This is a genomic window from Flavobacterium sp. PLA-DH12, from assembly GCF_059511845.1.
Genome location: NZ_JCAMPD010000017.1, coordinates 1 through 26,934 on the forward strand (window position 1 = coordinate 1; position 26,934 = coordinate 26,934).

Below are 26,934 nucleotides of genomic sequence, written 5' to 3' on the forward strand. Positions count from 1 at the left end.
GCTTTTCCGAATCTTTTTTTTTCGAAAATTTCTTTTCTTCAGATCCTTCCTTCCTGCCGGTATTTCGAAGAGCGCCTTTCGCTGTTGCGGGTGCAAAAGTAGAACCTTTTTCCGCTTTTCCAAGCTTTTTTACCGGTTTTTTTTGATCTTTTTTTACCCTTTCCCTTAACTCACTGATAACCGTCTCTTTACAATTCAAACTTTTTTGATTCTATATAAGACTTTTCCTCTTTTATGTGTTATTTCGACGGTTTTCGCCTATTCTCTTCTCTCCGTTTTATCGAATTTTCAGTCTTTGAACCTCTTTTTTGAAAAGAAAACAAGATTTAAGACCTCTTTTAATGCTCTTTTTAATCTCGCAGAGTCGCTAAGACACAAAGTTTTCCCTATTTCAGACTCTCTATTTCCCCGAATCACCTCTTCTTCCTCGGGATTTCTGCTAAAAACAGCTGCCCTAGCCCCGATAGTAGCGGAAATCCTTTTGCTTTTTTCTTTAAAAAGCAAAAGATTGCAGCGGATAGCGGGATTAGCTCCTTATAATTACAATAATGAAATATTAAATTCCATCTGCACCACAAAAGGACTTCAACTTCCCTCAGCCTGACAATTGGAATGTTTATACTTAATACAGTTAAAATAATTTCTTCCTTATATATATGTATAAAAATAAACCCGACAGGTTTTGAAAACCTTTCGGATTGAAGGAATGAAATACATCCTTATATTATAGTATGCTTAGGTTTTTACATAATAAAGCAATCTTATACATATATATATTGTATGTATTTTTGTAATCATGTATATTTGCATTCACAAAATTATAAACAATGATCAAGATTACTTTACCCGATGGGTCAATTAGAGAGTTCGCTCAAGGCGTAACTCCAATGGAGGTCGCTAAAAACATTAGCGAAGGTTTTGCTAGAAACGTGATTTCGGCATCTTTTAATGGTACAACTATTGAAACCGAGACTCCATTGACGACCGACGGTAATCTTATATTATATACTTGGAATGATGCTGAAGGTAAAAAAGCTTTCTGGCATTCGACTTCGCACGTAATGGCTCAAGCTCTTGAAGAATTGTACCCTGGAATTAAATTAACTCTTGGACCCGCAATTGCTAATGGTTTCTATTATGATGTAGATTTTGAAGATCAGAAAATTTCTGAAGCTGATTTCAAAAAAATTGAAGACCGCATTCTTGAAATTGCAAGAGGAAAGTTTGATTTTAAAATGCGCCCAGTAACTAAAGCGGAAGCATTGGAAATGTATAAAGATAATGTTTACAAGACTGAATTGATTTCTAATCTTGAAGATGGAACTATTACATTTTGCGACCATGCTACTTTTACTGATTTATGTCGTGGTGGACATATTCCAAACACTGGAATTATCAAAGCCGTAAAAATCATGAGTGTTGCCGGTGCTTATTGGAGAGGTGATGAGAAAAACAAACAGTTAACTCGCGTTTATGGAACTTCTTTCCCTAAACAAAAAGATTTAACTGAGTATCTTGAACTTCTTGAGGAAGCAAAACGCCGAGATCACCGTAAATTAGGAAAAGAACTTGAACTGTTCGCTTTCTCACAGAAAGTTGGCCAAGGCTTACCTTTATGGTTGCCAAAGGGAGCTGCCTTAAGAGATCGTTTAGAGCAATTCTTGAAAAAAGCTCAGAAGAAAGCTGGATACGAGCAAGTTGTGAGTCCGCACATTGGTCAAAAGGAACTTTATGTAACTTCTGGTCACTATGCTAAATATGGAGCTGATAGCTTCCAACCAATTCATACGCCAGCAGAAGGTGAAGAATTTTTATTAAAACCAATGAACTGCCCTCACCACTGTGAGATTTACAATGTTAGACCTTGGTCATATAAGGATTTACCAAAGCGTTATGCTGAATTTGGAACTGTTTATAGATACGAGCAATCTGGTGAATTACATGGTTTAACACGTGTTAGAGGGTTTACTCAAGATGACGCACATATTTTCTGTACTCCAGAACAATTGGATGAAGAGTTCAAAAAAGTTATTGACCTTGTATTATATGTATTTGGTTCATTAGGTTTTGAAAACTTTACAGCTCAAATCTCATTACGAGATCAGGAAGACAGAGAAAAATACATTGGTACAGATGAAAACTGGGAGAAAGCCGAAAATGCTATCATCAATGCAGCAAAAGACAAAGGTCTTAATACTGTTGTAGAATATGGTGAAGCTGCATTTTATGGTCCAAAACTAGATTTCATGGTAAAAGATGCTTTGGGAAGACAATGGCAATTAGGAACAATTCAGGTAGATTACAACTTACCAGAGCGTTTTGAATTGACTTACAAAGGTACTGATAATGAATTACATCGCCCTGTTATGATTCACAGAGCTCCTTTTGGATCTATGGAACGTTTTATAGCAATTTTACTAGAGCATACAGCAGGAAATTTCCCACTTTGGCTAATGCCTGAGCAGGCTATTATCTTGTCTTTGAGCGAGAAATACGAAAATTATGCTAAAAAAGTTTTAGATTTGCTAGAAAATCACGAAATTCGCGCCCTAATTGACAACCGAAACGAAACTATCGGCAAGAAAATTAGAGATGCAGAAATGCAGAAAATTCCATTTATGCTTATCGTTGGTGAGGAAGAAGAGAAAAACGGTACAATTTCTATTCGTCGTCACGGACAAGAGGGAAAAGGCAATATCACAGTTTCGATTGAAGAATTTGCTTCGATTGTAGACGAAGAAATAAAAAAGACATTAAAAGTATTTACAGTTTAACTTAAATTAGAAAGTCATAGCAATAAAAAGTAACAGAGGTTTTCAACCTCGAGTAGAAAAAAAAGATGCGCACAGAATAAACAATCTTATTCGTGTTCCTGAAGTACGTCTTGTAGGTGAAAACATTGAACCTGGGGTTTTTAAAATAGCAGACGCGTTACGTTTAGCTGATCAGCTTGAGCTGGATTTGGTTGAAATTTCGCCAAACGCTGAACCACCAGTTTGTAAAATTATGGACTACAAGAAATTTGTTTACGAACAAAAGAAAAGAGATAAAGCATTAAAAGCTAAATCTTCTCAGGTTGTTGTAAAAGAAATTCGATTTGGTCCTCAAACTGATGAGCATGATTACGAGTTTAAAAGAAAGAACGCTGAGAAATTCTTGAAAGAAGGAGCCAAATTAAAAGCTTTTGTATTCTTTAAAGGACGTTCTATCATCTACAAAGATCAAGGTCAGATTCTATTATTACGTCTTGCTCAAGATTTAGAAGAACATGGTAAAGTTGAAGCTATGCCTGTTTTGGAAGGAAAGAGAATGATTATGTTCATTGCTCCGAAGAAAAAGAAATAAGTCTTAAAGTCACAAGTCTTAAAGTCGAAAGTCATAAACTGACTTTTGACTTTTGACTTTTAAACTTTCAGACTAAAGATATAAGTAAGTAAGAATAAATTAAAACACTAGGAAAAATGCCTAAAATGAAAACAAAATCTAGCGCTAAGAAACGTTTTAAAGTTACTGGCTCTGGAAAAATTAAAAGAAAGCATGCTTTTAAAAGTCACATCTTGACTAAAAAATCTAAAAAACGTAAATTAGCTTTGACACACTCAGCGCTAGTTCACTCAACAGATATGAAAAGCATCAAACAACAATTAAGAATTATCTAATAAGTCTAAAGTTGGAAAGTCTTAAAGTCAAAAGTAATTTCTTTAGACATTTGACTTCCGATATTTGACTAAAGATTTTCTTTAGGTTAAAAAATTATTTATATAACCTTGGAGTATGGCTTTAAGTTCCTTTGATTCAATTCAGGACGCCTGCTACAAAAACACATTAAAATTATGCCAAGATCGGTAAATTCAGTTGCTAAAAGAGCAAGAAGAAAAAAAATAATGAAGCAAGCCAAAGGTTTCTTTGGAAGACGTAAAAACGTTTGGACAGTTGCTAAGAATGCAGTAGAGAAAGCGATGAGCTACGCTTACCGCGATAGAAAACAAAACAAAAGAAATTTCCGTTCATTATGGATTCAACGTATCAACGCTGGAGCTAGATTAGAAGGAATGTCTTATTCTCAATTCATGGGGAAAGTTAAAGCTAACGGAATCGAATTGAACCGTAAAGTTCTTGCAGATTTAGCGATGAACCACCCAGAAGCTTTCAAAGCTATTCTTAATAAAGTAAAATAAACGTTTTATAAACTCAATTTAAGATTACTTACTTATTATAAAAGAAACCATTCGTTAACTCGAATGGTTTTTTGTTTTTACAACAAGTTTTGGTTAAGTCCCGAATAATGAATTACTTTTACTTTAAAGTAGCTAAAAAAAATGCAAAACGCACTTATCCTTCATATTCAAAAGTTTATTGATCTCGCACATTCTGAGATTGATTTATTAGAATCTTGTCTTAGTCTTTCGCAGATTAAGAAAAAAGAACATGTACTTCAAGAAGGACAAATCTGTAATACAATGTATTTTATTGTAAAAGGCTGTATGCGTCAATATATAATCAATTCTAAAGGTACTGAGCAAACACTTCAATTTGGAATTGAAAACTGGTGGATTACTGATTATTTGAGTTACCATAATCATATCCCATCAAGCTTTTATTTGCAAGCAATAGAGACGTCAGAGGTTATAGCTATTGATAAAAACGTTTTGGAGTTATTACTAATTGAAATTCCAAATCTTGAAAGATACTTTAGAATCGTTACTCAAAAAAGTTTCGGCGCAACACAAATGCGAATTAAATTCCTGTTCACGATGTCTGCTGAAGAAAGATATCATCATTTTAATGACAATTTTCCAGATTTTGTACAACGCGTTCCTCAATACATGCTTGCCTCCTACTTAGATTTTTCTGCGGAATTTATGAGTAAAATAAGAGCCGGAAAAATTTGATTTGAATTTCTTGAAGTAGTTCAAGTTTTTACAAGTATTGATTACTGACCTTTGTAATGAACTTTTAAAACATATAAAATGAAATCAAGAATTGTTATCCCACAGGTTGCTCCAGAAGCTTACCAAGCCATGTTAGGCTTAGAAAAATATATCGCGTCAACATCATTGTCTCCAGTGCACAAAGAACTAATCAAAATTAGGGCGTCTCAAATAAATGGATGCGCTTATTGTATCAACATGCACACTGCCGATGCTCGAAAACTAGGTGTTACAGAAGAACGCATTTATTTATTAAGCGCGTGGCGTGAGGCTGATTTTTATTCTGAAGAAGAAAAAGCAATATTGGCTTTGACCGAAGAAATTACTTTAATAAGCAATCACGTTTCTGAAGAAGTTTATCAAAATGCAGCCAAATTATTTGACGAAAAATACCTTGCCGAAATCATTTTAGCTATTATCACAATTAATGCGTGGAATAGAATAGGAATTGCAACAGGAATGCGTGCCCAATAATTTTATAAAGATAAATTTTACAACAAATATCTAAAGACAAGCCCTCTAACTAGAGGGCTTGTTTGTATATATCTGTAAATGAGAATACGGAAATCAGAAAATTTAAGTTTTTACAAAATACCGTATTTATACTCTTTTGTAAAATCTAGATTTTTTTATTTTTGGCGCATGGTTACAAAAAAAGCACAATTTTTTCTATATATAATTTTAATTTTTACAATCTTTTTTGCCTGTCAGAAGAAAAAATATTTAACAGAGAAAATTACAAATAACAAGGTCGAAATAGGAAAGATAATAAATGCTGCTGATTCATTTTATAAGAATAAAGAGTTAGATAGTGCATTTTACTTTTACAGTAAAGCGAGAACAAAATGCAATCCAAACGAAGATGCCCAAAACTACGTTTACTGCATGTACTATATGGCCGAAATCCAACAAGCACATGAAGATTTTATTGGAAGTACAAAGACTGCTACAGAGGTAATTCCTTATTTAAATAAAATTAAAGATCCAAATTACATATGGAATATCTATAGTGTTTTAGGAAGAAACTATTATTATACTTATAATTACCCAAATGCTATTTACTATTACTCTAAAGCCTTTAAATTAAAAACCGACAGGATCAACGTACTCGAAGCAAAAAATAACATAGCCACAATTTATATAAAACAGCACAAGTATAATAACGCGCTTCAAACTTTTCTCTCCATTAGCAAAGAAAAAATTGTACAGCAAAATCCAATTTATTATTCCAAAATACTAGACTATATAGGTTACTGTTATTTCAAACTCAACGATTCGAAAGCTTTAAGCTTTTATAAAAAGAGTTTACAAATTAGCACTCAATCAAAAAATGAAGATGGATTAGGCAAAACGTATTATAATCTTGCCCAATATTATTACAACAATAAAACTTTATCGATGATGTATGCTAAATTAAGCTACAAAAACTACACCTTGTCTGGAAATACTAATAATCGTTTGCTTGCTTTAAAATTTATTATAGAAAACACCAATTCTGCTTCAGAGACAAAAGAAAAGGCACTTCTCTATATAAAAGAGAATCATAGTATTTATGCATTCAGACAAAAGGCAAAAAATCAATTTGCAAAAATGAAATATGATTCTAAAAGGGAAAAAGATGAAAACTTAAAATTAAGAGCCCAAAAAATCAAAAATGAACTGCAATTAGAAAAACAAGAAAGCAAAAATATTATCTCATATATCGTAATGATATTAGCGTCATGCTTAATTGTTTTTGTTTATTATTATCTGACTGCACGAACTACTCGTCAAAAAATTGAAGCCACTTATCGAAGCGAAACTCGAATTTCAAAAAAACTACATGACGAATTAGCTAATGATATTTACCATACGCTTGCCTTTGTAGAGAACAGGAATCTATCTATTGAAGAAAACAGAAGTCATTTATTGAAAAAGCTAGATGATATCTATTCTAGAACAAGAGATGTATCGATGGAAAATAATTCGATTTTGAGCAGTCAAAATTTTACAATTTCACTTAAAGAGATGATTTCCGGGTTTAATACGTCTAAGATGAACCTCTTAATAAATGGATTAGATGAAATTTCATGGAATCAATTGGATGAAATTAAAAAAGTATCTGTTTACAGAACTATTCAAGAATTGTTGGTAAATATGAAAAAACATAGTAACGCCACTTTGGTTGCCATAACTTTTAAGAAAAGAGACAATACTATTATAATCAATTATACAGACAACGGCAAAGGAATTGATTCAAACAAAATGGTTCACAAAAATGGCTTGCATAATATTGAGAATAGAATTCTAGCTATAAAAGGCAAGGTTGAAATTCATTCAGATTTTGGAAAAGGTTTTAAGGTTTTAATTAAATTTCCTGCATAATGATTAAGAACTTGATCCGCTTTTTTCACAAAAAAAATCTTCTTTTCTGCTTGCTAATCGTTTGTTTGATTATAGCAACTCTTTTTTTCGTACAGTTTTCTGGAACAGAAAAACAACAAAAAAAGCACGTAAAAGCCGACCTCACAATTAAAATAAAAAAAACATCAGAAAAAGCTCATGCTTTTTTTAATGCTGGAAAATTTGACAGCGCTTATTTCTACTTTAATAAAACGCAATTACTATGTGAGCCAAAAGAAGATTATGCAGATGCATATGTTGGTTCATTAAACTACATAGTCGAAATCTTGCAACGATATGGCAATTTTTACGAAGCAGAAACAACACTTATAAAAGCATTTCCTTATTTAGAAAAAACATCTAATAAAAAGTACGCCATCAATGCTTATACGTTTATGGCTTACAACTATTTTTATACTTATAATACCGAAAAGGCACTATACTATCATAGAAAAGCTTTAAAAACCGCAATATCCACATTTAGAAAAGCGCGAATATTATCTGAAATTGCATTTGTTTATGTTCAACAAGAAAAATATCAAGAAGCTAAAGATATATTAGAGCCAATATCTAAGTGTAAAATTGCAGATCACATTACACCTTCAAACACAAACATTGTACGTTCGGCAATATTGTATAATCTAGCTCTTTCCTACATTGGCCTAGGAAATCATAAAGAGCAAGCTTTAAAGTGCCTTGACGAAAGTTTAGAATTAACCATCCCATATAACAATGATTTTGAACTAATTGCTAACTATTTTGGTTATTATAAATATTACTCAAAATACGATAATCCAAAACTAAAAAAATATTATGCAGAGAAATCATATTATGCTGCAAAACGAGCAAAATCAGCAGGAAATGAGATCGACAGATTAGCCGATCTAATTGAAGTGGATAAGGCTGAAAATTCAAAAAAACTTTGGAAAATTTATACCAGAAAAAATGATAGTCTCTATTTAAGCAGAAAAATGGCAAAAAATCAATTTGCTGACTTAATATACGACTCAAAGAAAGATAAAGACGAAAACTTTGAACTCAAAAATCAAAAAGCAGAAAAAGAATTACAATTGCAAAGACAAAAAAATAGAAGTTATATTTCTTATGTCGTAATTTCTTTAAGCCTATTTATTATCCTTTTTTTAATATTTTATATTACTACCAAAGGCAAACGAGAAAAAAACGACATCATACTTAAAAGTGAAATGAGAATATCTCAGAAACTCCATAATGAGCTTAACTCTAATATATATGAAGTATTATTATTTGTTCAGAATAACAATGTAGAAAACAAGGAAGATAAAGAAAAACTGTTGAATAGTTTAAATAATATCTACTCAAAAACTCGAAATATATCGCGAGAAAACAGCAAAGTTCCTATTGACGATCGATACTTGTCTGTCTTGAAGGAAATGATTTCAGAATATAAAACTCAAGATGTAAACATTATCCTTAACGGCTTAGACTCCATTTCTTGGAATAAAATTGACAAAAATAAAAAAATAATACTCTACAGAATTTTGCAAGAATTACTATTCAATATGAAAAAATCTAACACTTCAAGTTTAGTAAGCATTGTTGCTAAAGAAATAGATAAAAACCTAATAATTTATTACACCGACAACAGCAGTGAAATCACATCAGAAAATAATATTTTAGAAAAAAGACTACAAAATGTGGAAAACCGTATTAAAACAATAAAAGGAACTCTTAATTTTGACACAAGCTTGCAAAGAGGTTTTAAAATTAATTTCAAATTCCCAATATAACCCAATATATGTTTAAAAAAGTTTTAGTTGCCGAAGATCTAGATAGTATCAGCATTGCAGTAATTCAAGTACTTGAAGAGTTACAGGTTCCAGTAATTAATCATGTGAAGTACTGTGACGAAGGCTTGCTTAAAATAAAAAAAGCATTGGCTGATAAAGAACCTTATGATTTATTGATTACAGATTTATCATTTAAATCTGATCACAGAAAAGTAAGCTTAAATAGTGGAGACGAACTTATTGAGGCTATAAATACAGTGCAACCAAACCTAAAAAAAATTGTTTTTTCTATAGAAGATAAAAGTTATAGAATTAAAACACTTTTTAACGAATTAGGCATCAATGCTTATGTTTCTAAAGGACGAAATAGTATTTCAGAACTAAGAAATGCAATTGAAAGTACATTTAACAATGAAGAAAAAATACTTTCTTCTGATTTGTCTTTTAGTTTCAACGATAAGTCCTTAATCGAAATTGAATCTTATGATATTTCAATCTTAAAACTTTTATCACAAGGATACATTTTAGAAAGCATTTCTAAAGAGTTTAAAGATTTATCAATAACTCCCAACGGAACAAGCAGTATCGAAAAAAGAATAAATAAACTAAAAATTTACTTTAAAGCCAATAACAATGTGCATTTGATTGCAATCGCAAAAGATTTCGGCTTGGTGTAATTTTCAAAGCACTTTACGGGTTTCCGTAAGGATTACATTTTTAATACTGCTAAATTTGTGACAATCTATTAACCTACCATGAAACCGAAAAGTAAAGCGAGTATTATATTCTCCAAAATTAATACTACACAAAATAAAATTATCATGAAAACAATGTTACTTTGCCTATTTTTATCAATTAGTTTTGCCTTTGTTTCTGAAAAAACAGGCTGGCTAGAAATTGATTGGAAAATAATATTTATTCCAGCATTATTAGTATTGCAAATTATAATTATAGGAACTGCTTTAAAAAACCGTTATAAAAAACATTAATTCATTTTAAGAAAGGCTTGATTATTGCTGGAAGAGAAGATTTACATTTTCCATTACATTTCGTATGAAAAGAAATCTCAGCCTCCTCTTATTATTCCTTACATTTTTATCTTTTTCGCAAACCAAGGTTTTATCTTGGAATATAGAGAACTTTGGCAAATCCAAATCTTACATCCATTTAAATCATATTGCCAAAACAATATCCAATTATGATATTGTTGCAATTCAAGAAGTAGTAGCCGGAAATGGAGGCGCTCAAAGTGTTGCAAAACTTGCATCATTACTTAATCAAAAAGGAAATAATTGGGATTACACAATAAGTGATCCAACCTCTAGCAGTAGTTATAAAACAGAACGTTACGCATTTATTTGGAAAACTCGTAAAGCCAAATTAAAAAACAGACCTTGGCTAGAGAAAAAATTTAGTGTAGAAATTGATCGGGAACCCTATTTTGCTACGTTTGTAATTAATAAAAAAAACATAACCCTTGTCAATTTTCATGCAATAACACAAAAAAAGCAACCCGAAACAGAAATCAAATATTTCAAATTCTTACCAAACCAATATCCCGATTTAAATCTTGTTTTCTTAGGCGATTTTAACTGTCCTGAAAAGCACACCGTTTTTAATCCGTTAAAAAAAATGGGATACGCTTCTGTATTAAAAAATCAGAAGACAACCCTTAAACATAAATGCAAAAATGGTATCTGTCTCGCATCTGAATTTGATAATATATTCTACAAAACCACTAACTTAAAAGTCAGCAATTCTGGAATTATTAAATTTTACGAAGATTTTGATTCACTACAGAATGCAAGAAAAGTATCCGATCACATTCCAATCTGGTTTGAATTTTCTTTAAATTAATTTAAGTTTTAAGCTTCTTTTTTCTAGCAGCAGGAAATAAAACATTATTTAAAATCAACCTATATCCTGGCGAATTAGGGTGTAAATCTAAAACTGTTGGAGGATCTCCAACCTGGTGCTGAAAATCTTCTGGATCATGTCCGCCAAAAAAAGTAAACATTCCCTTGCCTTTTTCTCCATGAATATATCTTGATTCACCATTTAATTCACAGGTTCCCATAATCAAGATATTCGATTTTATTAATGAAGTATCAAATGAAGTTGTCTGCCCCATGAAACCTTTTACCAACTGTGTATGGTTTTGACACAACATACTCGGAATCGGATCCCATTTTGCAGAAAATTCCATTAAAGTAAAATAATCTTTCTCCATCAATATTCTCCTTTTTGTGGTCATATCAATATCCGAAAATTCATAAACCTCAGGTCTTCGCTCCAAAGTAAAATTTTTGAAGGCAAAAGAATTGTTATAGTTTAATTTTGACTGATAATTAGCTTCGCTTGCGTCTCCGTCAAACATAGCTTCACAAATATCTACCCCATCGGCCGCAAGAGCAATATCAAAACTATCTGTAGCAGAACACATGGCAAACATAAAGCCTCCTCCAATTACAAAATCTCTAATTTTTTTTGCAACTGCTCCTTTTTCCTGAGACACTTTTGCATATCCTAATTTTGCTGCTAAGGCTTCAGCATCTTTTTTTTGGTCAATATACCAAGGTGTATTTTTATAGGCAGCATAAAATTTCCCATATTGTCCAGTAAAATCTTCATGATGCAGGTGCAACCAATCATACATTAATAATTGATCACTTAAAACTTCTTCATCGTAAATTGGGGTAAAAGGAATCTCTGCATAAGTTAAAACCAAAGTCACCGCATCATCCCAAGGCTGTTTTCCTTTTGGAGTATAAACTGCAATTTTTGGTGCCTTTTCTAAAATCACCGATTCCATATTTTGAGAAGGACTCGATATTTCATTTAAAATAGAAGCTTGTTCACTATCAGAGATTACTTCAAAACTTACTCCCCGTATTTTGCATTCTTTTCTAATCTCATCAGCATCAGGAAGTAAAAAAGACCCTCCACGATAATTTAAAAGCCAACTCGCTTTATAATCCCTACTTAAGCACCAATAAGTAATTCCGTATGCTTTTAAATGATTTTGCTGTGTTGTTTCGTCCATCGGAAGTAAGATAAACGAAGCTCTTGAACTAAATGTAACTAATAGTATAAAAAAGTAGAGTAAACCCTTATTCATCAGAAAATTATTTTAGTAAAGATATAAAAGGCTGTCACAAAAACAGAATGCTAACAGTCATTTCTAGCACAATAGAATGTTAAAATAAATAATCTTGAAAAAAACGACTTTCTGCAATTATAAAAACAGGTAAAAACACCTATACTCTAATAAAATATTCTCTATACATTTGCTATCCCAGGTTCATAAAACTAATCGCTGTAAAAACAACCACTATGAAGTTTAATGATAGTAATAACCAACAAAAGGGTCTGAATGTAATTCAGAAAATAGGATTATGTGTTCTTGTAATAACAATTATATTATACTATGTATTGTCAATACAATTTTTGACAGCATAATTTTTTAAATTGTTAAGACTGCCAATTCGTTTTGAATGGCATAAACAACCAAACCAGCAATATTTCGTGATTCTGTTTTAAGCAATAGATTATTCCTATGTCCCTCAATAGTTCTTGGGCTTAAAAAAAGATGTTCTGCAATTTCTGCAGTAGTTTTCTGCTGACAAATCAATTGGAGGATTTCTATTTCACGTGGCGAAAGAAAATTAGTTTCTAAACCGCCTCTTGTATTTTTAGGAGAAACTATTGTCTCTTGGATTGTCTTTAAAACATTCTCGTTGTAGTAGAATCCTTTTTTTGCTACTTCGTTGATTGTATGAATTAAATCTTTTGGAGTAGTATTTTTAATTAAGTAAGCTACTGCTCCAACTTGAATCATATTTGCAATAAACGATTTGGTATCGTAACTGGTTAATGCAATAATCTTAATGTCGGGAAACGTTTTTCTTATAATTCTAGTGGCCTCGACTCCGTTTAAGACTGGCATCTTTAAGTCCATCACTATTATATCAGGTTTTATTTCTCTTTCATTCAATTGTGAAATAAGTTCATCTCCGTTTTCGGCTTCAAAGAGAATATCTATATTTTCTTCTCTCTGCAATAAAAAAGAAATTCCTTTTCGAAACAAAATTTCATCATCAACTAGAGCAATTTTAATAGCAGAATTCATCTTATTTGGTTTTGGTCGTTTAATTTGGTTTGTCGAAATTACAAAATATGATTTAGATAAAGTCTAAATACTCCATTTTATCGACTAAAAACCTTAATAAAACACATAATTTTACCTAGAAAGTAAAATTTACAACAATACCGTTATTAATTTCAGAGCTAATTTCTATTGTTCCTTGCAAAAATGATATTCGGCTATCAATATTTTTCATTCCTAAGCCTTTTTGATTTTCATCATTCGAGCTATCAAACCCAACACCATTATCTTTATAGTCACAAGTATTTATTCCATCTATTTTAGCAAAAGAAATCCATATCTCGGATGCTTTTCCATGACGGATGGAATTATTCATAAGTTCCTGTAGAATTCTAAAAACATGTAAATGCCTGTCAATGTCTTTCTCATCAAAATCAATTTTATTTTCATAATGGGTTTTGACAGATTTACTGCTTTCAAATTCTCCGCATAACTCTTCAATACCCGCGCTTAGTCCAAACTTTTCAAAAACTGGAGGCAGCAAATTATGAGCAATTTTTCTAGAATTATCTAATGCCTTCGTTGTCAGAGCAATTATATTTCCTGTAATTTCTGCAGTTTCTGCTTCTGTGAGGTTTGGAGCCGTAAGTAAATGACTATTTAAAGAAACAATGTTTAATTTTGAACTAATATCATCATGAAGATCTTGTGCAATTCTTTTGCGTTCTTCTTCTTGAGTTACAATAATAGCGTGCAATTGTTCTTTTTGGTATCGAAGTATTAAATCTATCTTTTCTAGTTCCTTTTGAATGATTTTTTTTCTAGAAAAATAAAAGAATATAATTAATGCTACTGCAACAATTATAAAAAACAAAGAGATATATAATATTATGGCTACGAGCTCTTTCTCAGAAATATGACTTGCATTCATATTATTTAGATTATTCTTTTAAAAAACTTACTTTATAAAAGCTCTTTATCCATTCAAACAAGAAAACCAGATAATAAATAATAAGCAGAAAAGCATTTAATTGCCAGCTAAGATATTTTAAATCAGGACTTAATCCTGTAGAAAGATTACCAATCAAAAATAATACTGTACTAGCTAATAGGTAAAATACTATCCCCATACTTATGTAATAGTATTTTTTGCTCTCTGTCAGCATATTATAAAAATGCACTAATGCAAAAACAACAATCAGCAAGGAAGTTAATGTGATTCCGAATAAATTAAATTTTAAAAACTGACTAGAATCTGACACAAATTGTATTAATAAAATCAATAAAGCAATTATTAATGAGGCCTTAACGAATATTTTTTGAGCTTTATTATAAAATAGCGAATTGTAAAAAAGTCCTAGTATAATCATTTGTCCTATAAAAAAAATATTAACAAGAAATAAATTATTCATACCTAAATGATACACCAGTTCCATTGAAAACTGAAGCACTGTAGAAAAAGCCAAATACGAAACAAAAAAAACATTAGCTTTTTCCTTTTGGAAAAAGCTAAATGTATATAATATAAGATTAATCAATAAAATCAAATAACTTGAATATATTAAAAAATCATCCATTCTAAAAAAATTTTTAATTAATATGGTGGGCTTGGGCGTGCGCCATCATACACGACATCTCCACCGCCTAGTTCACCATCTACACTTTCTCCTACACCGTAAACATTAATCCATTTTTTAGTTACCGGATCATAATTGGCCCCTACGAAAAGTAATGTCTTTTCTTTTTGATCATTTATTCCTAAATAAGCCCAAACAGCTTCTGTTTTAAGCGCTAGCACTTTTTCTAAGCTTTCTGCAGGTACTAAGAAAGCTTTTACTTTTTTCTTAGAATCTTCGACTGATTGATCGTCTTGATATCTCTGCTCCCACTCGTTTGCAGTTGCTACAGGTATCTGGATAGGTCCTGGAAAAGTTTCTTCATTCATAATTTAAATTTGTTATTGGTTAATAATTTAAAAAAAAATTAATAGTTTATAATTGGTTTAGCTAAACTACTGATTTTTATTAGAAAATTAACCTAAAAACATAAAAAAAGCCTTAAAAATTAAGGCTTTTTATTTTTATTAAAACGGAACATCACTGTCGTCGTCGTCGTCGTCATTTAAGTTACTTCCGAAGGCTTCGTTGGCTGAAGGCAGATTATTAGTAATAAACGGATTATCATCGTGATTCATTTTTGAAGGCAAATCATCATAGCTACCCGAAAATTCATCAAGGTTATCAAACTTTCCTAAGTGTCCTAAGAACTTCAATCGAATATTTTCAATACCACCATTACGGTGTTTTGCAATCATAATTTCAGCCTGGCCAGCAGTTGGCGAAGCTTCTTCATCATCCCATTCCTCAATTTTGTAATATTCTGGTCGATATAAAAACGAAACAATATCAGCATCCTGCTCAATCGCTCCAGATTCACGAAGATCCGATAGCAAAGGACGTTTACTAGAACCACGTGTCTCTACAGCACGCGACAACTGAGAAAGTGCAATAACCGGAACGTTAAGTTCTTTTGCCAAAGCTTTTAAGTTTCGAGAAATGGTAGAAATTTCCTGCTCACGGTTTCCTCCTCCTTTAGCATTTCCTCCTGCGGTCATCAACTGCAAATAATCAATAATGATAATTTTAATACCATGTTGCGACGCTAAACGACGGCATTTTGCCCTTAAATCGAAAATCGAAAGTGAAGGCGTATCATCAATAAATAAAGGTGCTTTTTCTAAATCTTTAACTTTAGTACTCAACATTGTCCATTCATGGGCCTCTAGTTTTCCTGTACGCAATTTTTCTGATGACAATCCTGTCTCAGAAGAAATAAGTCTGGTAATTAACTGAACAGATGCCATCTCCAGAGAGAATAAAGCTACTCCATGCCCATATTGAATAGCAATATTTCTAGCCATAGAAAGTACAAATGCCGTCTTTCCCATCGCTGGTCTAGCCGCAATAATAATCAAATCACTCGGCTGCCATCCAGAAGTTAATTTATCCAGGTTATGAAAACCAGTTTCTACACCACTTAATCCCTCTTTTTTAGAAATCTCTTCAATTTTCTTTTTAGCTTGTAAAACTAAACTTTGCGCAGTTTCAGAACTACGCTTGATATTTCCTTGTGTAACTTCGTATAATTTAGATTCCGCTTTATCCAATAAATCAAAAACATCTGCACTTTCATCATATGATGCTTCAATAATTTCTGAAGAAATTCTAATCAAACTTCTTTGAATAAATTTTTGAAGAATAATACGCGAGTGAAATTCGATATGTGCCGAAGAAGCAATTTTCTGCGTAAGCTGAATTAAATAAAAATCTCCACCTGCCAAATCTAGCTTACCGTTTTTCTTTAACTGAGTCGAAACTGTTAAGATATCAATTGGCTGCGTTTCGGTAAAAAGCTGTAAAATCGCTTCAAAAATATGTTTGTGCGCGTCTTTGTAAAAAGCTTCTGCCTGCAAAATATCAATTACATCATCTACCCCTTTTTTATCAATCATCATTGCACCCAGCACAGCCTCCTCCAAATCAAGAGCTTGTGGCGGCAACTTTCCTTTTTCTAAGTTGATAATCGTGGTTTTGTCGACCTTAACAGGGTTTAAGTTTTTGAAATTTTCCATATAGCGAAAGTAGCAAAATTTAAAAAAATTCTGCTATCTAGTTATAACTAATAATTGTTTATAAATAATCTTGATTTGTTCATAACCAAAAAAAAATCCGAAACTGTAAGGCTTCGGATTTTAAGTCTCTTTTTATGAATTTACTCTTTATACTCGCCCATATTACTGTATTTGTCCATTCTTTGGGCAATTAAGTCAGCTGTTGATAAGTCTTTCAATTCATTATATCCTTTAGTGATGTATTCTGCAACCGTTTTGAAAGTTGTTTCACGGTCGTAGTGCGCTCCTCCTAATGGTTCTGGAATTACGTCATCAACTAATTTTTGTTTTTTCATGTCAGAAGAAGTTAGTTTTAAAGCTTCTGCTGCACGCTCTTTGTACTCCCAGCTTTTCCATAAAATAGAAGAGCACGATTCTGGAGAAATTACAGAATACCAAGTATTCTCTAACATATAAACACGATCTCCAACACCAATTCCTAAAGCTCCACCAGAAGCACCTTCACCAATAATAACTGTAATGATTGGCACTTGTAAACGAACCATTTCGAAGATATTTCTAGCAATAGCTTCTCCTTGCCCTCTTTCCTCTGCTTCAAGTCCTGGATATGCACCTGGAGTGTCCACTAAAGTTAAAACTGGGATTCCGAATTTCTCAGCCATTTTCATCAAACGCAAAGCTTTACGGTATCCTTCTGGATTAGCCATACCAAAATTACGGTATTGACGTGTTTTTGTATTAAAACCTTTTTGCTGACCGATAATCATAAATGACTGCCCGTTTATTTTACCAAGTCCGCCAACCATTGCTTTATCATCTTTAAAACCTCTGTCTCCATGAAGTTCTAAGAAAGTATCTCCACAGATTGCTCTAATGTAGTCTAAAGTATAAGGTCTATTTGGGTGTCTTGACAGTTGTACTCTCTGCCAAGCCGTAAGGTTTTTATATATTTCTTTTTTAGTCTCTACTAATTTCTTGTTGATTTCCTTGCACGTTGGCGTTACGTCAACGTCAGATTCTTTTCCAATAATAACACACTTTTCTAACTGTTCTTCAAGTTCTTTAATTGGAAGCTCAAAATCTAAATATTCCATGGATTTTTGAATTTTGTTTGTAAATCGAACCGCAAATATAAAAATATTATATCATTGGCGAAGTTAATTGTTGTTTAAAGTATAAAAATGCATTTTAATAATAAGGAAACTATTACAAGTTTTCTTTCTTATTCTGATAATGTTTGAAAACACCATTTAGAATAACTGTTATGATAATAATGACAGCTCCAACATAAAATTCGACACTCATTTTTTCTTTTCCGCCTAAGATAAAATAAGCCAAAACTATTCCATAAACCGGCTCTAAATTGGTGGTTAGCATTACGGTATAAGGAGTCAATCGCTGCATTACTTTTACTGAAGCGGTAAACGCATAAGCTGTACAAATTGAAGCTAAAATCAATAATAAAACCCAATTATTTAAAGACATTTGGAAGAAATCTGCCGTAAATTTTCCTTGAAATAAAAAATAAATCGTGATAAAGAAAACTCCAGCTCCAAATTCATAAAATGTTATAACTGAAGGTTCGTGATCTGAAATTAATTTCCCATTCATCAGCGTAAACAAAACGCCTAAAATAATGGCTGCCAAGGCATAATAAACACCTGTAAGATATTTAATTTCAACTTGAAGTATCAACCCTAAACCGGCTATAATTATAAGTCCAAAAAGAACTTCGTACCAAAGCACTTTTCTTCCGTAAAATAATGGCTCTAATAATGATGCAAAAAAGGCTCCCAAAGAAAATATGGAAAGTGTAATTGAAACGTTGGAAACGTGAATAGCTTTAAAAAAGAAAATCCAATGAAGCGCAATCAGTAGTCCAACAAAAATCAATTTGAAAAATTCTTTTATTGGGACTTGAAAAGACTGTTTTTTAAATGCAATAAATCCGCCAAGAAAAATCATAGCAATCAGCATTCTGTACCAAACCAAATTGTCAGCATCAATTGTAATTAAAGCGCCCAAAATGGCTGTAAAACCCCAGATAAAAACAATTAAGTGAAGATTTAAATAACTTTTTAAATTATCGTTTCGCATTACGTAATAGGTAAACTGCTAAAATTCCGAAAACAATATTCGGAAACCAAACAGCTAATAAAGGTGAAAATGTAGATTTTTCGGCAAGTGTACCAAAGATTTTATCAAAGAATACGAATGAAAACGCAATTGCAATTCCGATTGCAAGGTTCATTCCCATTCCGCCACGGCGTTTCATAGAAGAAACTGAAACCGCAATAATCGTTAAAATAAATGCTGAAACTGGTATGCTATATTTTTTATAAAGAACAACCAAATAGGTATTGATATTTCCTGAACCTCTTTTTCTTTCTTTTTCTATAAAATCAATTAATTTACCAAGAGTCAGCGTTTCGGCAATATAAACTACTGGCGTTAAATCTGCCAATTCAAATTTGAAGGCAACACTTTTTTCAGGAGCTTTTTCAAGTACGTCGTTTAATTCTCCTACTGTTCTTTTTGTATAATCGTATAAAATGTAAATCTTCTTTTTAGGATCCCATTTAATACGGCTTGCTGTAATTTTATAAGTCAATTTTTCTTTTTCAAAATGCTCTAAAGAAAAATTAAAAGCTGTTTTTGATTCTTCATTAAAACTGTTTACAAAAATAAAATCATGATCATTAATTTGTCTAAAAACATTTGTGTTTTCGCCACGCATTTCAGCTTTTCCGTTCCCTTTTAAATAGGTATATCTAAAATTATTATAACCCTCACTTGCCGCAGGAACAATAAAAAATCCCATAAGCAATACAAAAATCGAAACAATTGTTGCACCAATAATATAAGGACGTAAAAAACGCGTAAACGAAATCCCAGAACTTAAAACAGCAATAATTTCAGTATTATTGGCCAATTTTGACGTAAACCAAATTACCGATAAAAACAAAAATATCGGAAACAGCGAATTAATAAAGTAGATTGTAAAGTTGTAATAATAGAAAGCAATATCGCCAAACGGAATCTTGTTTTCAAGCATTTTATTTACCTTTTCAGAAACGTCAATTACGATTCCGATTGGCGCAAATAAAAGAAGCATCACAGAAAAAGTTCCGAGGTATCTTTTTAAAATGTATTTATCTATTATTGTCAGCATATAGAAACTTGTTTGTTTTGTTTCAGGTTCCAAGTTTCAAATTTCAAGTTACGCTGAGTAACTTGAAATTTGAAACTAAAAAAACTTGAAACTCTTTTAAAGTCTTTGACTCATATTTTTAACCATCATTTCTTTCCATGGTCTAAAATCGCCTGCTAAGATATGTTTTCTAGCTTCACGAACCAACCACATATAGAAACCAAGATTATGAATGGTAGCAATTTGCTTTCCTAAATATTCGTTGGCCGCAAACAAGTGACGTAAATATGCTTTTGAATACTCTGTATCAACAAAAGTGTGTCCCATTTCATCGATTGGAGAAAAATCGGCTTCCCACTTTTTGTTCTTGATATTGATAGTTCCGTTTGCAGTAAACAACATACCGTTTCTTGCATTACGCGTTGGCATAACACAGTCAAACATATCAATTCCTAACGCAATATTTTCCAAAATATTAATTGGAGTTCCAACTCCCATTAAATAACGAGGTTTATCTTCAGGAAGAATTTCGCAAACCACCTCAGTCATAGCGTACATTTCTTCTGCTGGTTCACCTACAGAAAGTCCACCAATTGCATTTCCTTGCTGACCTGCATTGGCAATATACTCAGCCGACTGGCGACGCAAATCTTTATAAGTACTTCCTTGAACGATTGGGAAAAACGTTTGTTCGTAACCATATTTATAAGGCACTTTTTCTAAATGGTTGATACATCTATCCAACCAACGGTGTGTCATATGCATCGAACGCTGTGCATAACGGTAATCGCAAGGATAAGGCGTACACTCATCAAATGCCATAATAATATCAGCACCTATTGTACGCTGAATTTCCATTACATTTTCTGGCGTGAAAAAGTGGTAAGAACCGTCAATATGCGATTTAAACTTCACTCCTTCTTCTTTAATTTTTCTATTTGAAGAAAGAGAATATACTTGATATCCTCCAGAATCGGTCAAAATATTACGATCCCAGTTCATGAATTTATGCAATCCTCCCGCTTTTTCTAAAATTTCGGTCTGTGGACGTAAATATAAATGATATGTATTTCCAAGAATAATATCCGGATTTATTTCTTCTTTAAGCTCACGCTGATGCACACCTTTTACAGATGCAACAGTTCCAACTGGCATAAAAATAGGCGTTTCAATTACGCCGTGATCAGTAGTTATACTTCCCGCTCTTGCTTTAGACTGCGGATCTTTTTGTAATAAATCGAACTTCATTTGTTTCTTTTTTCAGTCGGCAAAGATAAGCTAATTTCAGGGAAATTTAATTAATTAGAAAATTTGTGAATTATAAAATTGAGTTAATTCAAAAACATCATAAAACCTAAACTTCAAAAATTTTTAAATTTGAATAAAATCTATTAAAAATGAAATGTAGTGCTGTCAGATTGCATGAAGTTAAAGCCTTCACACAGCATATTCACAATAAAAAAACAAATGAACTTAGCGCAAAAACTCGGATATCCTGAAAATAGCAAATTGTTAATCATTCACGCTGACGATGCGGGATTATCACATTCCGAAAATCAGGCAACTATAAAAACACTTCAAAACGGATCTGTTAATTCGTACAGTATAATGGTTCCTTGTCCGTGGTTTTTTGAAATGGCAACTTTTGCTAAAAACAATCCGAATTATGACTGCGGAATTCATTTAACCCTAACTTGCGAATGGGAGAATTATAAATTTGGTCCGATTCTTCCCCTTTCCGAAGTTTCGAGTATAGTAGACCAAAATGGTTATTTTTATAAAACCAGACAAGACTTCAAAAACAACGCAAAACCATCTGAAATTAAAAAGGAACTTACCGCTCAAATCGAAAAAGCTCTGCAATTTGGCATTCTGCCGACACATCTCGACTCACATATGTGCAGTGTTGGCGTTACTCCCGAAATTTTAGAAATCTATAAAGGGTTAGGAAAAACATACAATTTACCTGTTTTCATCAATAAGGACTTTGTAGAATCTATCTCTTTATCTAACGAAAAATATAATTTTGATGATACACTTTTGGCCGATAAACTTTTAATCGGATATTATAATGATTTTGAAAAAGGAGAACTTCAAAAATCTTATGAAAAAGCGTTAGACAGTGCCATTTCTGGATTAAATGTTTTCCTGCTTCATCCTGCGTTTGATGATTTTGAAATGCAAGGTATTACCATAAATCATCCAAATTTTGGTTCAGAATGGCGTCAAATAGATTTCGATTTTTTCACAAGTGAAAAATGTAAAGCAAAACTAATAGAGAATAATATCCAATTAGTCACTTGGCGAGAGATTGCTTCTATTAGATAATTTATCAAATTAGAAAATGAGATAATTTATTTTATGCAAATATTATAACATACTGATTTTAAAAATATAATTATTAAAGCTATAGTTTTCATAACTTTATAATAGATAAAGTATCTGTTTAACAATATTAAAGATTGGCATTATGATAAATTCAGAAGATAAAAACACAGCAAAAGAAAATGAGATCGAAAGAAATCTGGAAAACCTAAATTATCCAGCAAATGAAGACATTTACAATCGTGAAGATAAATCAGAAGATGTGGATCCAGAAAGCATTTCGACTGACCAAACCATTACTCAGAATGGCAATGAATGGAAACAAAACAGTGACAAACTTGGAAATGATTTGGATATTCCTGGCGCCGAACTAGACGACCAACAAGAAGAAATAGGCTCGGAAGATGAAGAAAATAATTATTACAGCGAAGGCGATACTGAATAAAAACCACTATTTATCATATAACACATATCTAAAGCCTTGTATTTCACAAGGCTTTTTTTGTGCTTTAACATAAATTGTAAAAACCACATTTATACAAGATTAAAAAGCAAAACACCCGTTATATTTTTCTTTATAATGTAAAAAAAATAGTAAAATTTAACAATTGCTATAAAACTAAAGCAAAAAATCATTTGTCTCCCCGCAAAATAACGATTACTTTTGCTCCAGTTTAACTTTTACATATAAAATGAAGCCTAACACACAACAATTAAGCGATTTAACGATCCAAGTAAGAAGAGATATTCTTAGAATGGTACATGCTGTAAACTCTGGACACCCAGGTGGTTCATTAGGTTGTACTGAATTTTTGGTAACATTATATCAAAACATAATGGACCGCAAAGAAGGTTTTGATATGGACGGAATTGGAGAAGATTTATTTTTCCTTTCAAACGGACACATTTCTCCTGTCTTTTATAGCGTTCTAGCACGCAGTGGTTACTTTCCAGTTTCAGAATTAGCTACATTCAGATTATTAGATTCTCGTTTACAAGGACACCCAACAACACACGAAGGTTTACCTGGAGTTCGTATTGCGTCTGGTTCATTAGGACAAGGTTTATCTGTAGCTCTTGGAGCAGCGCAAGCTAAAAAATTAAACAAAGACAATCATATTGTATATAGTTTACACGGAGACGGAGAATTGCAAGAAGGTCAAAACTGGGAGGCTATCATGTATGCATCTGCTAAGAAAGTAGACAACATTATTGCAACTATCGACTTAAACGGAAAACAAATTGACGGAACAACTGACGAAGTTTTGCCAATGGGAAGCATTCGCGCTAAATTTGAAGCTTTTGACTGGGATGTTTTAGAAATTAAAGAAGGCAACAATATCGATGCTATTATCGCTGGATTAACTGATGCTAAATCAAGAACAGGAAAAGGAAAACCAGTTTGCATTCTATTACACACAGAAATGGGTAATGGTGTAGATTTTATGATGCACACTCATGCTTGGCACGGTAAAGCACCAAACAATGACCAATTAGCAAGTGCTTTAGCTCAAAACATTTCAACTTTAGCAGACTATTAAATTAATTGATTTATGAAAAAGCATTTTGCATCTTTATTTTTTTTAATTCTGTTTCAAAATGTTTTTTCTCAAGAATATCATTTTGATTATTTTACCCTTTACAAATTCGATAAGGATTCTTTAATTGGTAATAATAGTCAATTCGAATACAATTATTCTAATTCAAAAGACAGCACATATATCCTTAAAATAACCAAAATTAAAGATACTATATCAAGTGCCGTATTGGTTGATTTAGCGAGAGGGAAAAATTTTATATACAAAGATGAGTCTCATAAAAACAAAATAAATGATATAAGTTTATTATCCAGCTCCATTTCGTTTACTTACAATACTGATTATTGTAAATTGCAAAAAAATGGATATTTCTATGAAGTTTTATATTCTTTGAAAGACAATGTAAAAAACATCAACATCAAACAATTTAAAAACAATAGAAAAAGAGAGCTAATTAATGAATCATTTTATGAAACTGCCCCATCTGAAATTTCAAAAAATCAACATTTTAATTTCAGAATCCTAGCAACCCCTTTGTGGTGTCAAAAATTTAGATTAAAAAATAATGAAGTTATAACTAGCTCTTATTTTATTGAAAAAGGCAAGAAAATGTATTTTCGAAAACTTTTAAAAATTGAAGAAATAGATTTTAGCTTAGACATTAAAAACAAAAATATTACAGCAAATTAAAGCTATGAAAAAATACGAAAATACAGGAAGTAAAGATACTCGTTCTGGTTTTGGAGCGGGAATGACTGAATTAGGTCAAAAAAACGAAAATGTTGTAGCATTATGTGCTGACTTAATTGGATCATTAAAATTTGATGATTTCAAGAAAAATCACCCAGAGCGTTTTTTCCAAATCGGAATCGCTGAAGCAAACATGATTGGAATTGCGGCAGGTTTAACAATTGGAGGAAAAATCCCTTTTACAGGAACTTTCGCTAACTTTTCTACAGGAAGAGTTTACGATCAGATTCGTCAATCTGTTGCTTATTCAGATAAAAACGTAAAAATCTGTGCTTCTCACGCTGGTTTAACTTTAGGAGAAGACGGAGCAACTCACCAAATCTTAGAAGATATCGGATTAATGAAAATGTTGCCAGGAATGACAGTAATCAACACATGCGATTACAACCAGACTAAGGCTGCAACTATTGCATTAGCAGACCACCATGGTCCTGCTTACTTACGTTTCGGACGCCCAGTAGTAGCTAACTTTACTCCTGCAGATGAGCCGTTCGTAATTGGAAAAGCAATTTTATTGAACGAAGGAACAGATGTTACTATTATCGCAACAGGACACTTAGTTTGGGAAGCTCTTATTGCAGCTGAAAAATTAGAAGAAAAAGGAATTTCTGCGGAAGTAATCAACATCCATACTATTAAACCTCTTGACGAAGAAGCAATTCTTAAATCGGTTGCTAAAACAAGATGCGTAGTTACTGCTGAAGAGCACAACTACCTAGGAGGTCTTGGAGAAAGTGTTTCTGGAGTATTAGCATTAAACAATCCAACTCCACAAGAATTTGTGGCAGTAAAAGATAGTTTTGGAGAGTCTGGAACTCCAGAGCAATTAATGGAAAAATACAAATTAAACAACCAAGCAATTGTTGAAGCTGTAGAAAGAGTAATCAAAAGAAAGTAATCTTTAAACTTTCTTACTTTATAAAAAAACCTCGGAATTTGCATTCCGAGGTTTTTTTTTACACCTTATTTCAACTAATAAACCCAAATCAAATTATATCTGCAACTCAAAATTCAAGTTCGTAAATTAAGATATTCCTTGGGAATTTGATAAATTATCTTCCTTTACATAAAAAAGCCTCGGAATTTTAGATTCCGAGGCTTCAATTATTTTGTATTATTTTTTAATTCTTTTGATAAGGATAGGTTTTATCAAGATGAATTCTTAATCTTCCCGCTGTCGTATAATCTTCTGGAACATACTTACGAGAATTTGTAATTGATTCAGGTTTAGTAGGATCAGTAAGATCTCCTGTTGGTCTTCTCGGAATTCCTCTCGGTTCAGTTTCATCAACATTTGGCGTAGCAGAATCATCGTTCATTGGATCCCAAGGATAATAGTTTCTTATTCCAAAATAAAAAGGTGACCCATCCAATGTTCCCCAACCTATCTGATCAGTAGGCTTTGTAATTTCAAATCGAGTTGTATAACCATCTCCGTCATCATCAAAATCCAAAAAGTCCGGAATTCCGTCTTTATCAGTATCTTCTATTTTATCATCTGTCAAAGTAGGATATCTTGCAGTATCTCTCGGATCATAAAGATACCCATCACCATTAAGATCTTCCAAATAAGTTGGCACACCATCACCTATTTTTGCTTGCGCAGACGAACTATACTCAATATCAGATCGTTTTAAAGCAAGTAATTTAAAACTAAATACTAAAGGAGAATAAACAGGAATACCTGCTGGAGGATTCCCATAATACCCTAAGCCTGAAGGCAAAAACATTACTCCGGCACCATAGCCATCATACGTAAAACTTCCATCAGCGCCAGCTGGGTTACGAGTTCCTACTCTAAATTGTGGCATAATCTCTGGCCAGCCATCTACAATAGGCCCTGTGACATAAATATCCAAGTTAAAATCACGTTCTAATCCGTAAGAACTATCAAATTGAGTACCGTCTAAAAGCGTTCCTGTATACGAAACCGTAATCTCATCGAAATTGCATGGTCTCTCACCAACACCTTCTCTAAAACTTAGATAATAAACTTTATAATTAACACCACGGCTAGCGACCTCTCTATACTTTAAAGGATACTCCTGCTGCTCCCAAATAGAAGTTTGCGTTCCTCCTGCTGGAATCTTTGCTATAGTAACATCATAATTATCTGTTACTGTAATATAATTTGTTTTTAAATATTTTTCAATAGAATCATTATCTGCTTTATACTGCTCTGCATAATCTCTCACAGGAACCACTACCGATTTATCATCATCGCTTTTATTACAAGAAACGATGGCAATACCAGCGAGTAACAAAACAAAATAATATTTAAATTTATTCATTATTATCATTTTTTTAGGTGCGCAAGATACAATATTGATTTATTTTTGTAAAGAATTTAAC

General features: G+C 32.2%; 28 protein-coding genes. 16 read left to right on the forward strand and 12 right to left on the reverse strand.

The window, feature by feature from the left end; translation table 11 throughout:
• Positions 1–199 (reverse strand): hypothetical protein (locus AC5ZCW_RS22115; protein WP_496121812.1); only part of this gene is annotated, 199 nt, incomplete at its 3' end.
• A gap of 628 nt (positions 200–827) precedes the next feature.
• On the opposite strand from AC5ZCW_RS22115, the gene thrS reads away from it, so the two are divergent.
• The 11 genes from thrS (at position 828) to AC5ZCW_RS22170 (ending at position 10,939) form a co-directional block, all read left to right on the forward strand.
• Complete coding sequence (gene thrS, locus AC5ZCW_RS22120) at positions 828–2,774, forward strand: threonine--tRNA ligase (RefSeq protein ID WP_343545328.1); 1,947 nt, start codon at positions 828–830, stop codon at positions 2,772–2,774.
• A gap of 16 nt (positions 2,775–2,790) precedes the next feature.
• Positions 2,791–3,345 carry a translation initiation factor IF-3 gene (gene infC, locus AC5ZCW_RS22125; protein ID WP_111286002.1) on the forward strand — a complete coding sequence of 185 codons (555 nt, stop codon included), beginning with the start codon at positions 2,791–2,793 and terminating at the stop codon, positions 3,343–3,345.
• Positions 3,346–3,461: 116 nt separating this feature from the next.
• Complete coding sequence (gene rpmI, locus AC5ZCW_RS22130) at positions 3,462–3,659, forward strand: 50S ribosomal protein L35 (RefSeq protein WP_007810722.1); 198 nt, start codon at positions 3,462–3,464, stop codon at positions 3,657–3,659.
• Between the two features lie 174 nt (positions 3,660–3,833).
• Positions 3,834–4,178 (forward strand): 50S ribosomal protein L20, encoded by a 345-nt coding sequence (gene rplT, locus AC5ZCW_RS22135; protein ID WP_008464948.1) that lies wholly within the window; start codon positions 3,834–3,836, stop codon positions 4,176–4,178.
• Between the two features lie 141 nt (positions 4,179–4,319).
• Complete coding sequence (locus AC5ZCW_RS22140) at positions 4,320–4,892, forward strand: Crp/Fnr family transcriptional regulator (protein WP_496121814.1); 573 nt, start codon at positions 4,320–4,322, stop codon at positions 4,890–4,892.
• 78 nt (positions 4,893–4,970) lie between these two features.
• Positions 4,971–5,405 carry a carboxymuconolactone decarboxylase family protein gene (locus AC5ZCW_RS22145; RefSeq protein WP_281633683.1) on the forward strand — a complete coding sequence of 145 codons (435 nt, stop codon included), beginning with the start codon at positions 4,971–4,973 and terminating at the stop codon, positions 5,403–5,405.
• 168 nt (positions 5,406–5,573) lie between these two features.
• Positions 5,574–7,295, forward strand: coding sequence for a tetratricopeptide repeat-containing sensor histidine kinase (locus AC5ZCW_RS22150; protein WP_496121815.1), 1,722 nt, complete (start codon positions 5,574–5,576; stop codon positions 7,293–7,295).
• A complete protein-coding gene (locus AC5ZCW_RS22155) occupies positions 7,295–9,082 on the forward strand; it encodes an ATP-binding protein (RefSeq protein WP_343545331.1) in 1,788 nt (595 codons plus the stop codon). The genes AC5ZCW_RS22150 and AC5ZCW_RS22155 overlap by 1 nt, the downstream gene beginning before the upstream one ends.
• 8 nt (positions 9,083–9,090) lie before the next feature.
• The gene (locus tag AC5ZCW_RS22160) at positions 9,091–9,759 is read left to right on the forward strand and encodes a response regulator (protein WP_343545332.1); all 669 of its coding nucleotides are present in this window, start codon (positions 9,091–9,093) and stop codon (positions 9,757–9,759) included.
• Positions 9,760–9,903: 144 nt separating this feature from the next.
• Complete coding sequence (locus AC5ZCW_RS22165; RefSeq protein ID WP_160782925.1) at positions 9,904–10,071, forward strand: hypothetical protein; 168 nt, start codon at positions 9,904–9,906, stop codon at positions 10,069–10,071.
• 64 nt (positions 10,072–10,135) lie between these two features.
• A complete protein-coding gene (locus AC5ZCW_RS22170) occupies positions 10,136–10,939 on the forward strand; it encodes an endonuclease/exonuclease/phosphatase family protein (protein ID WP_496121818.1) in 804 nt (267 codons plus the stop codon).
• A 1-nt stretch (position 10,940) separates the two neighbouring features.
• Here AC5ZCW_RS22170 and AC5ZCW_RS22175 read toward each other — a convergent pair whose 3' ends face one another.
• The 10 genes from AC5ZCW_RS22175 to tgt all read right to left on the reverse strand — a co-directional run bounded on the left by AC5ZCW_RS22175 (position 10,941) and on the right by tgt (position 21,217).
• Positions 10,941–12,200: an asparagine synthetase B gene (locus AC5ZCW_RS22175; RefSeq protein ID WP_281633688.1), complete on the reverse strand. Its 1,260-nt coding sequence runs from the start codon at positions 12,198–12,200 to the stop codon at positions 10,941–10,943.
• A 345-nt stretch (positions 12,201–12,545) separates the two neighbouring features.
• Positions 12,546–13,211 carry a response regulator gene (locus AC5ZCW_RS22180; protein ID WP_343545334.1) on the reverse strand — a complete coding sequence of 222 codons (666 nt, stop codon included), beginning with the start codon at positions 13,209–13,211 and terminating at the stop codon, positions 12,546–12,548.
• 115 nt (positions 13,212–13,326) lie between these two features.
• Positions 13,327–14,118, reverse strand: coding sequence for a sensor histidine kinase (locus AC5ZCW_RS22185; RefSeq protein WP_343545335.1), 792 nt, complete (start codon positions 14,116–14,118; stop codon positions 13,327–13,329).
• A 10-nt stretch (positions 14,119–14,128) separates the two neighbouring features.
• Entirely contained in the window at positions 14,129–14,764 is a 636-nt protein-coding gene (locus AC5ZCW_RS22190) for a hypothetical protein (protein WP_343545336.1), read from the reverse strand.
• 17 nt (positions 14,765–14,781) lie between these two features.
• A complete protein-coding gene (locus AC5ZCW_RS22195; protein ID WP_496121819.1) occupies positions 14,782–15,132 on the reverse strand; it encodes a hypothetical protein in 351 nt (116 codons plus the stop codon).
• A 138-nt stretch (positions 15,133–15,270) separates the two neighbouring features.
• Positions 15,271–16,818: a replicative DNA helicase gene (dnaB, locus tag AC5ZCW_RS22200; RefSeq protein ID WP_496121820.1), complete on the reverse strand. Its 1,548-nt coding sequence runs from the start codon at positions 16,816–16,818 to the stop codon at positions 15,271–15,273.
• A 140-nt stretch (positions 16,819–16,958) separates the two neighbouring features.
• The gene (locus AC5ZCW_RS22205; protein ID WP_281633694.1) at positions 16,959–17,912 is read right to left on the reverse strand and encodes an acetyl-CoA carboxylase carboxyltransferase subunit alpha; all 954 of its coding nucleotides are present in this window, start codon (positions 17,910–17,912) and stop codon (positions 16,959–16,961) included.
• A 112-nt stretch (positions 17,913–18,024) separates the two neighbouring features.
• Positions 18,025–18,915 (reverse strand): DMT family transporter, encoded by an 891-nt coding sequence (locus AC5ZCW_RS22210; protein ID WP_496121821.1) that lies wholly within the window; start codon positions 18,913–18,915, stop codon positions 18,025–18,027.
• Entirely contained in the window at positions 18,902–19,990 is a 1,089-nt protein-coding gene (locus tag AC5ZCW_RS22215) for an LptF/LptG family permease (protein WP_496121822.1), read from the reverse strand. Before AC5ZCW_RS22215 ends, AC5ZCW_RS22210 begins: the two co-directional genes overlap by 14 nt.
• Before the next feature lie 96 nt (positions 19,991–20,086).
• Positions 20,087–21,217, reverse strand: a complete 1,131-nt coding sequence (tgt, locus tag AC5ZCW_RS22220) for a tRNA guanosine(34) transglycosylase Tgt (protein WP_026727521.1) — start codon at positions 21,215–21,217, stop codon at positions 20,087–20,089.
• A gap of 219 nt (positions 21,218–21,436) precedes the next feature.
• On the opposite strand from tgt, the gene AC5ZCW_RS22225 reads away from it, so the two are divergent.
• The 5 genes from AC5ZCW_RS22225 to AC5ZCW_RS22245 all read left to right on the forward strand — a co-directional run bounded on the left by AC5ZCW_RS22225 (position 21,437) and on the right by AC5ZCW_RS22245 (position 25,480).
• On the forward strand, positions 21,437–22,297 hold the full coding sequence (locus tag AC5ZCW_RS22225) for a polysaccharide deacetylase family protein (RefSeq protein WP_496121823.1): 861 nt from the start codon (positions 21,437–21,439) through the stop codon (positions 22,295–22,297).
• 142 nt (positions 22,298–22,439) lie between these two features.
• Complete coding sequence (locus AC5ZCW_RS22230) at positions 22,440–22,739, forward strand: hypothetical protein (protein WP_343545341.1); 300 nt, start codon at positions 22,440–22,442, stop codon at positions 22,737–22,739.
• Positions 22,740–22,986: 247 nt separating this feature from the next.
• A complete protein-coding gene (locus tag AC5ZCW_RS22235; RefSeq protein ID WP_281633697.1) occupies positions 22,987–23,835 on the forward strand; it encodes a transketolase in 849 nt (282 codons plus the stop codon).
• Positions 23,836–23,847: 12 nt separating this feature from the next.
• Positions 23,848–24,522, forward strand: coding sequence for a hypothetical protein (locus tag AC5ZCW_RS22240; protein ID WP_496121824.1), 675 nt, complete (start codon positions 23,848–23,850; stop codon positions 24,520–24,522).
• Positions 24,523–24,526: 4 nt separating this feature from the next.
• A complete protein-coding gene (locus tag AC5ZCW_RS22245) occupies positions 24,527–25,480 on the forward strand; it encodes a transketolase family protein (protein ID WP_177212309.1) in 954 nt (317 codons plus the stop codon).
• Positions 25,481–25,703: 223 nt separating this feature from the next.
• On the opposite strand, the gene bamM is transcribed toward AC5ZCW_RS22245, so the two are convergent.
• Entirely contained in the window at positions 25,704–26,873 is a 1,170-nt protein-coding gene (gene bamM / locus AC5ZCW_RS22250; protein WP_496121825.1) for a BamM family beta-barrel-assembly machinery protein, read from the reverse strand.
• Positions 26,874–26,934: the final 61 nt, after the last annotated feature.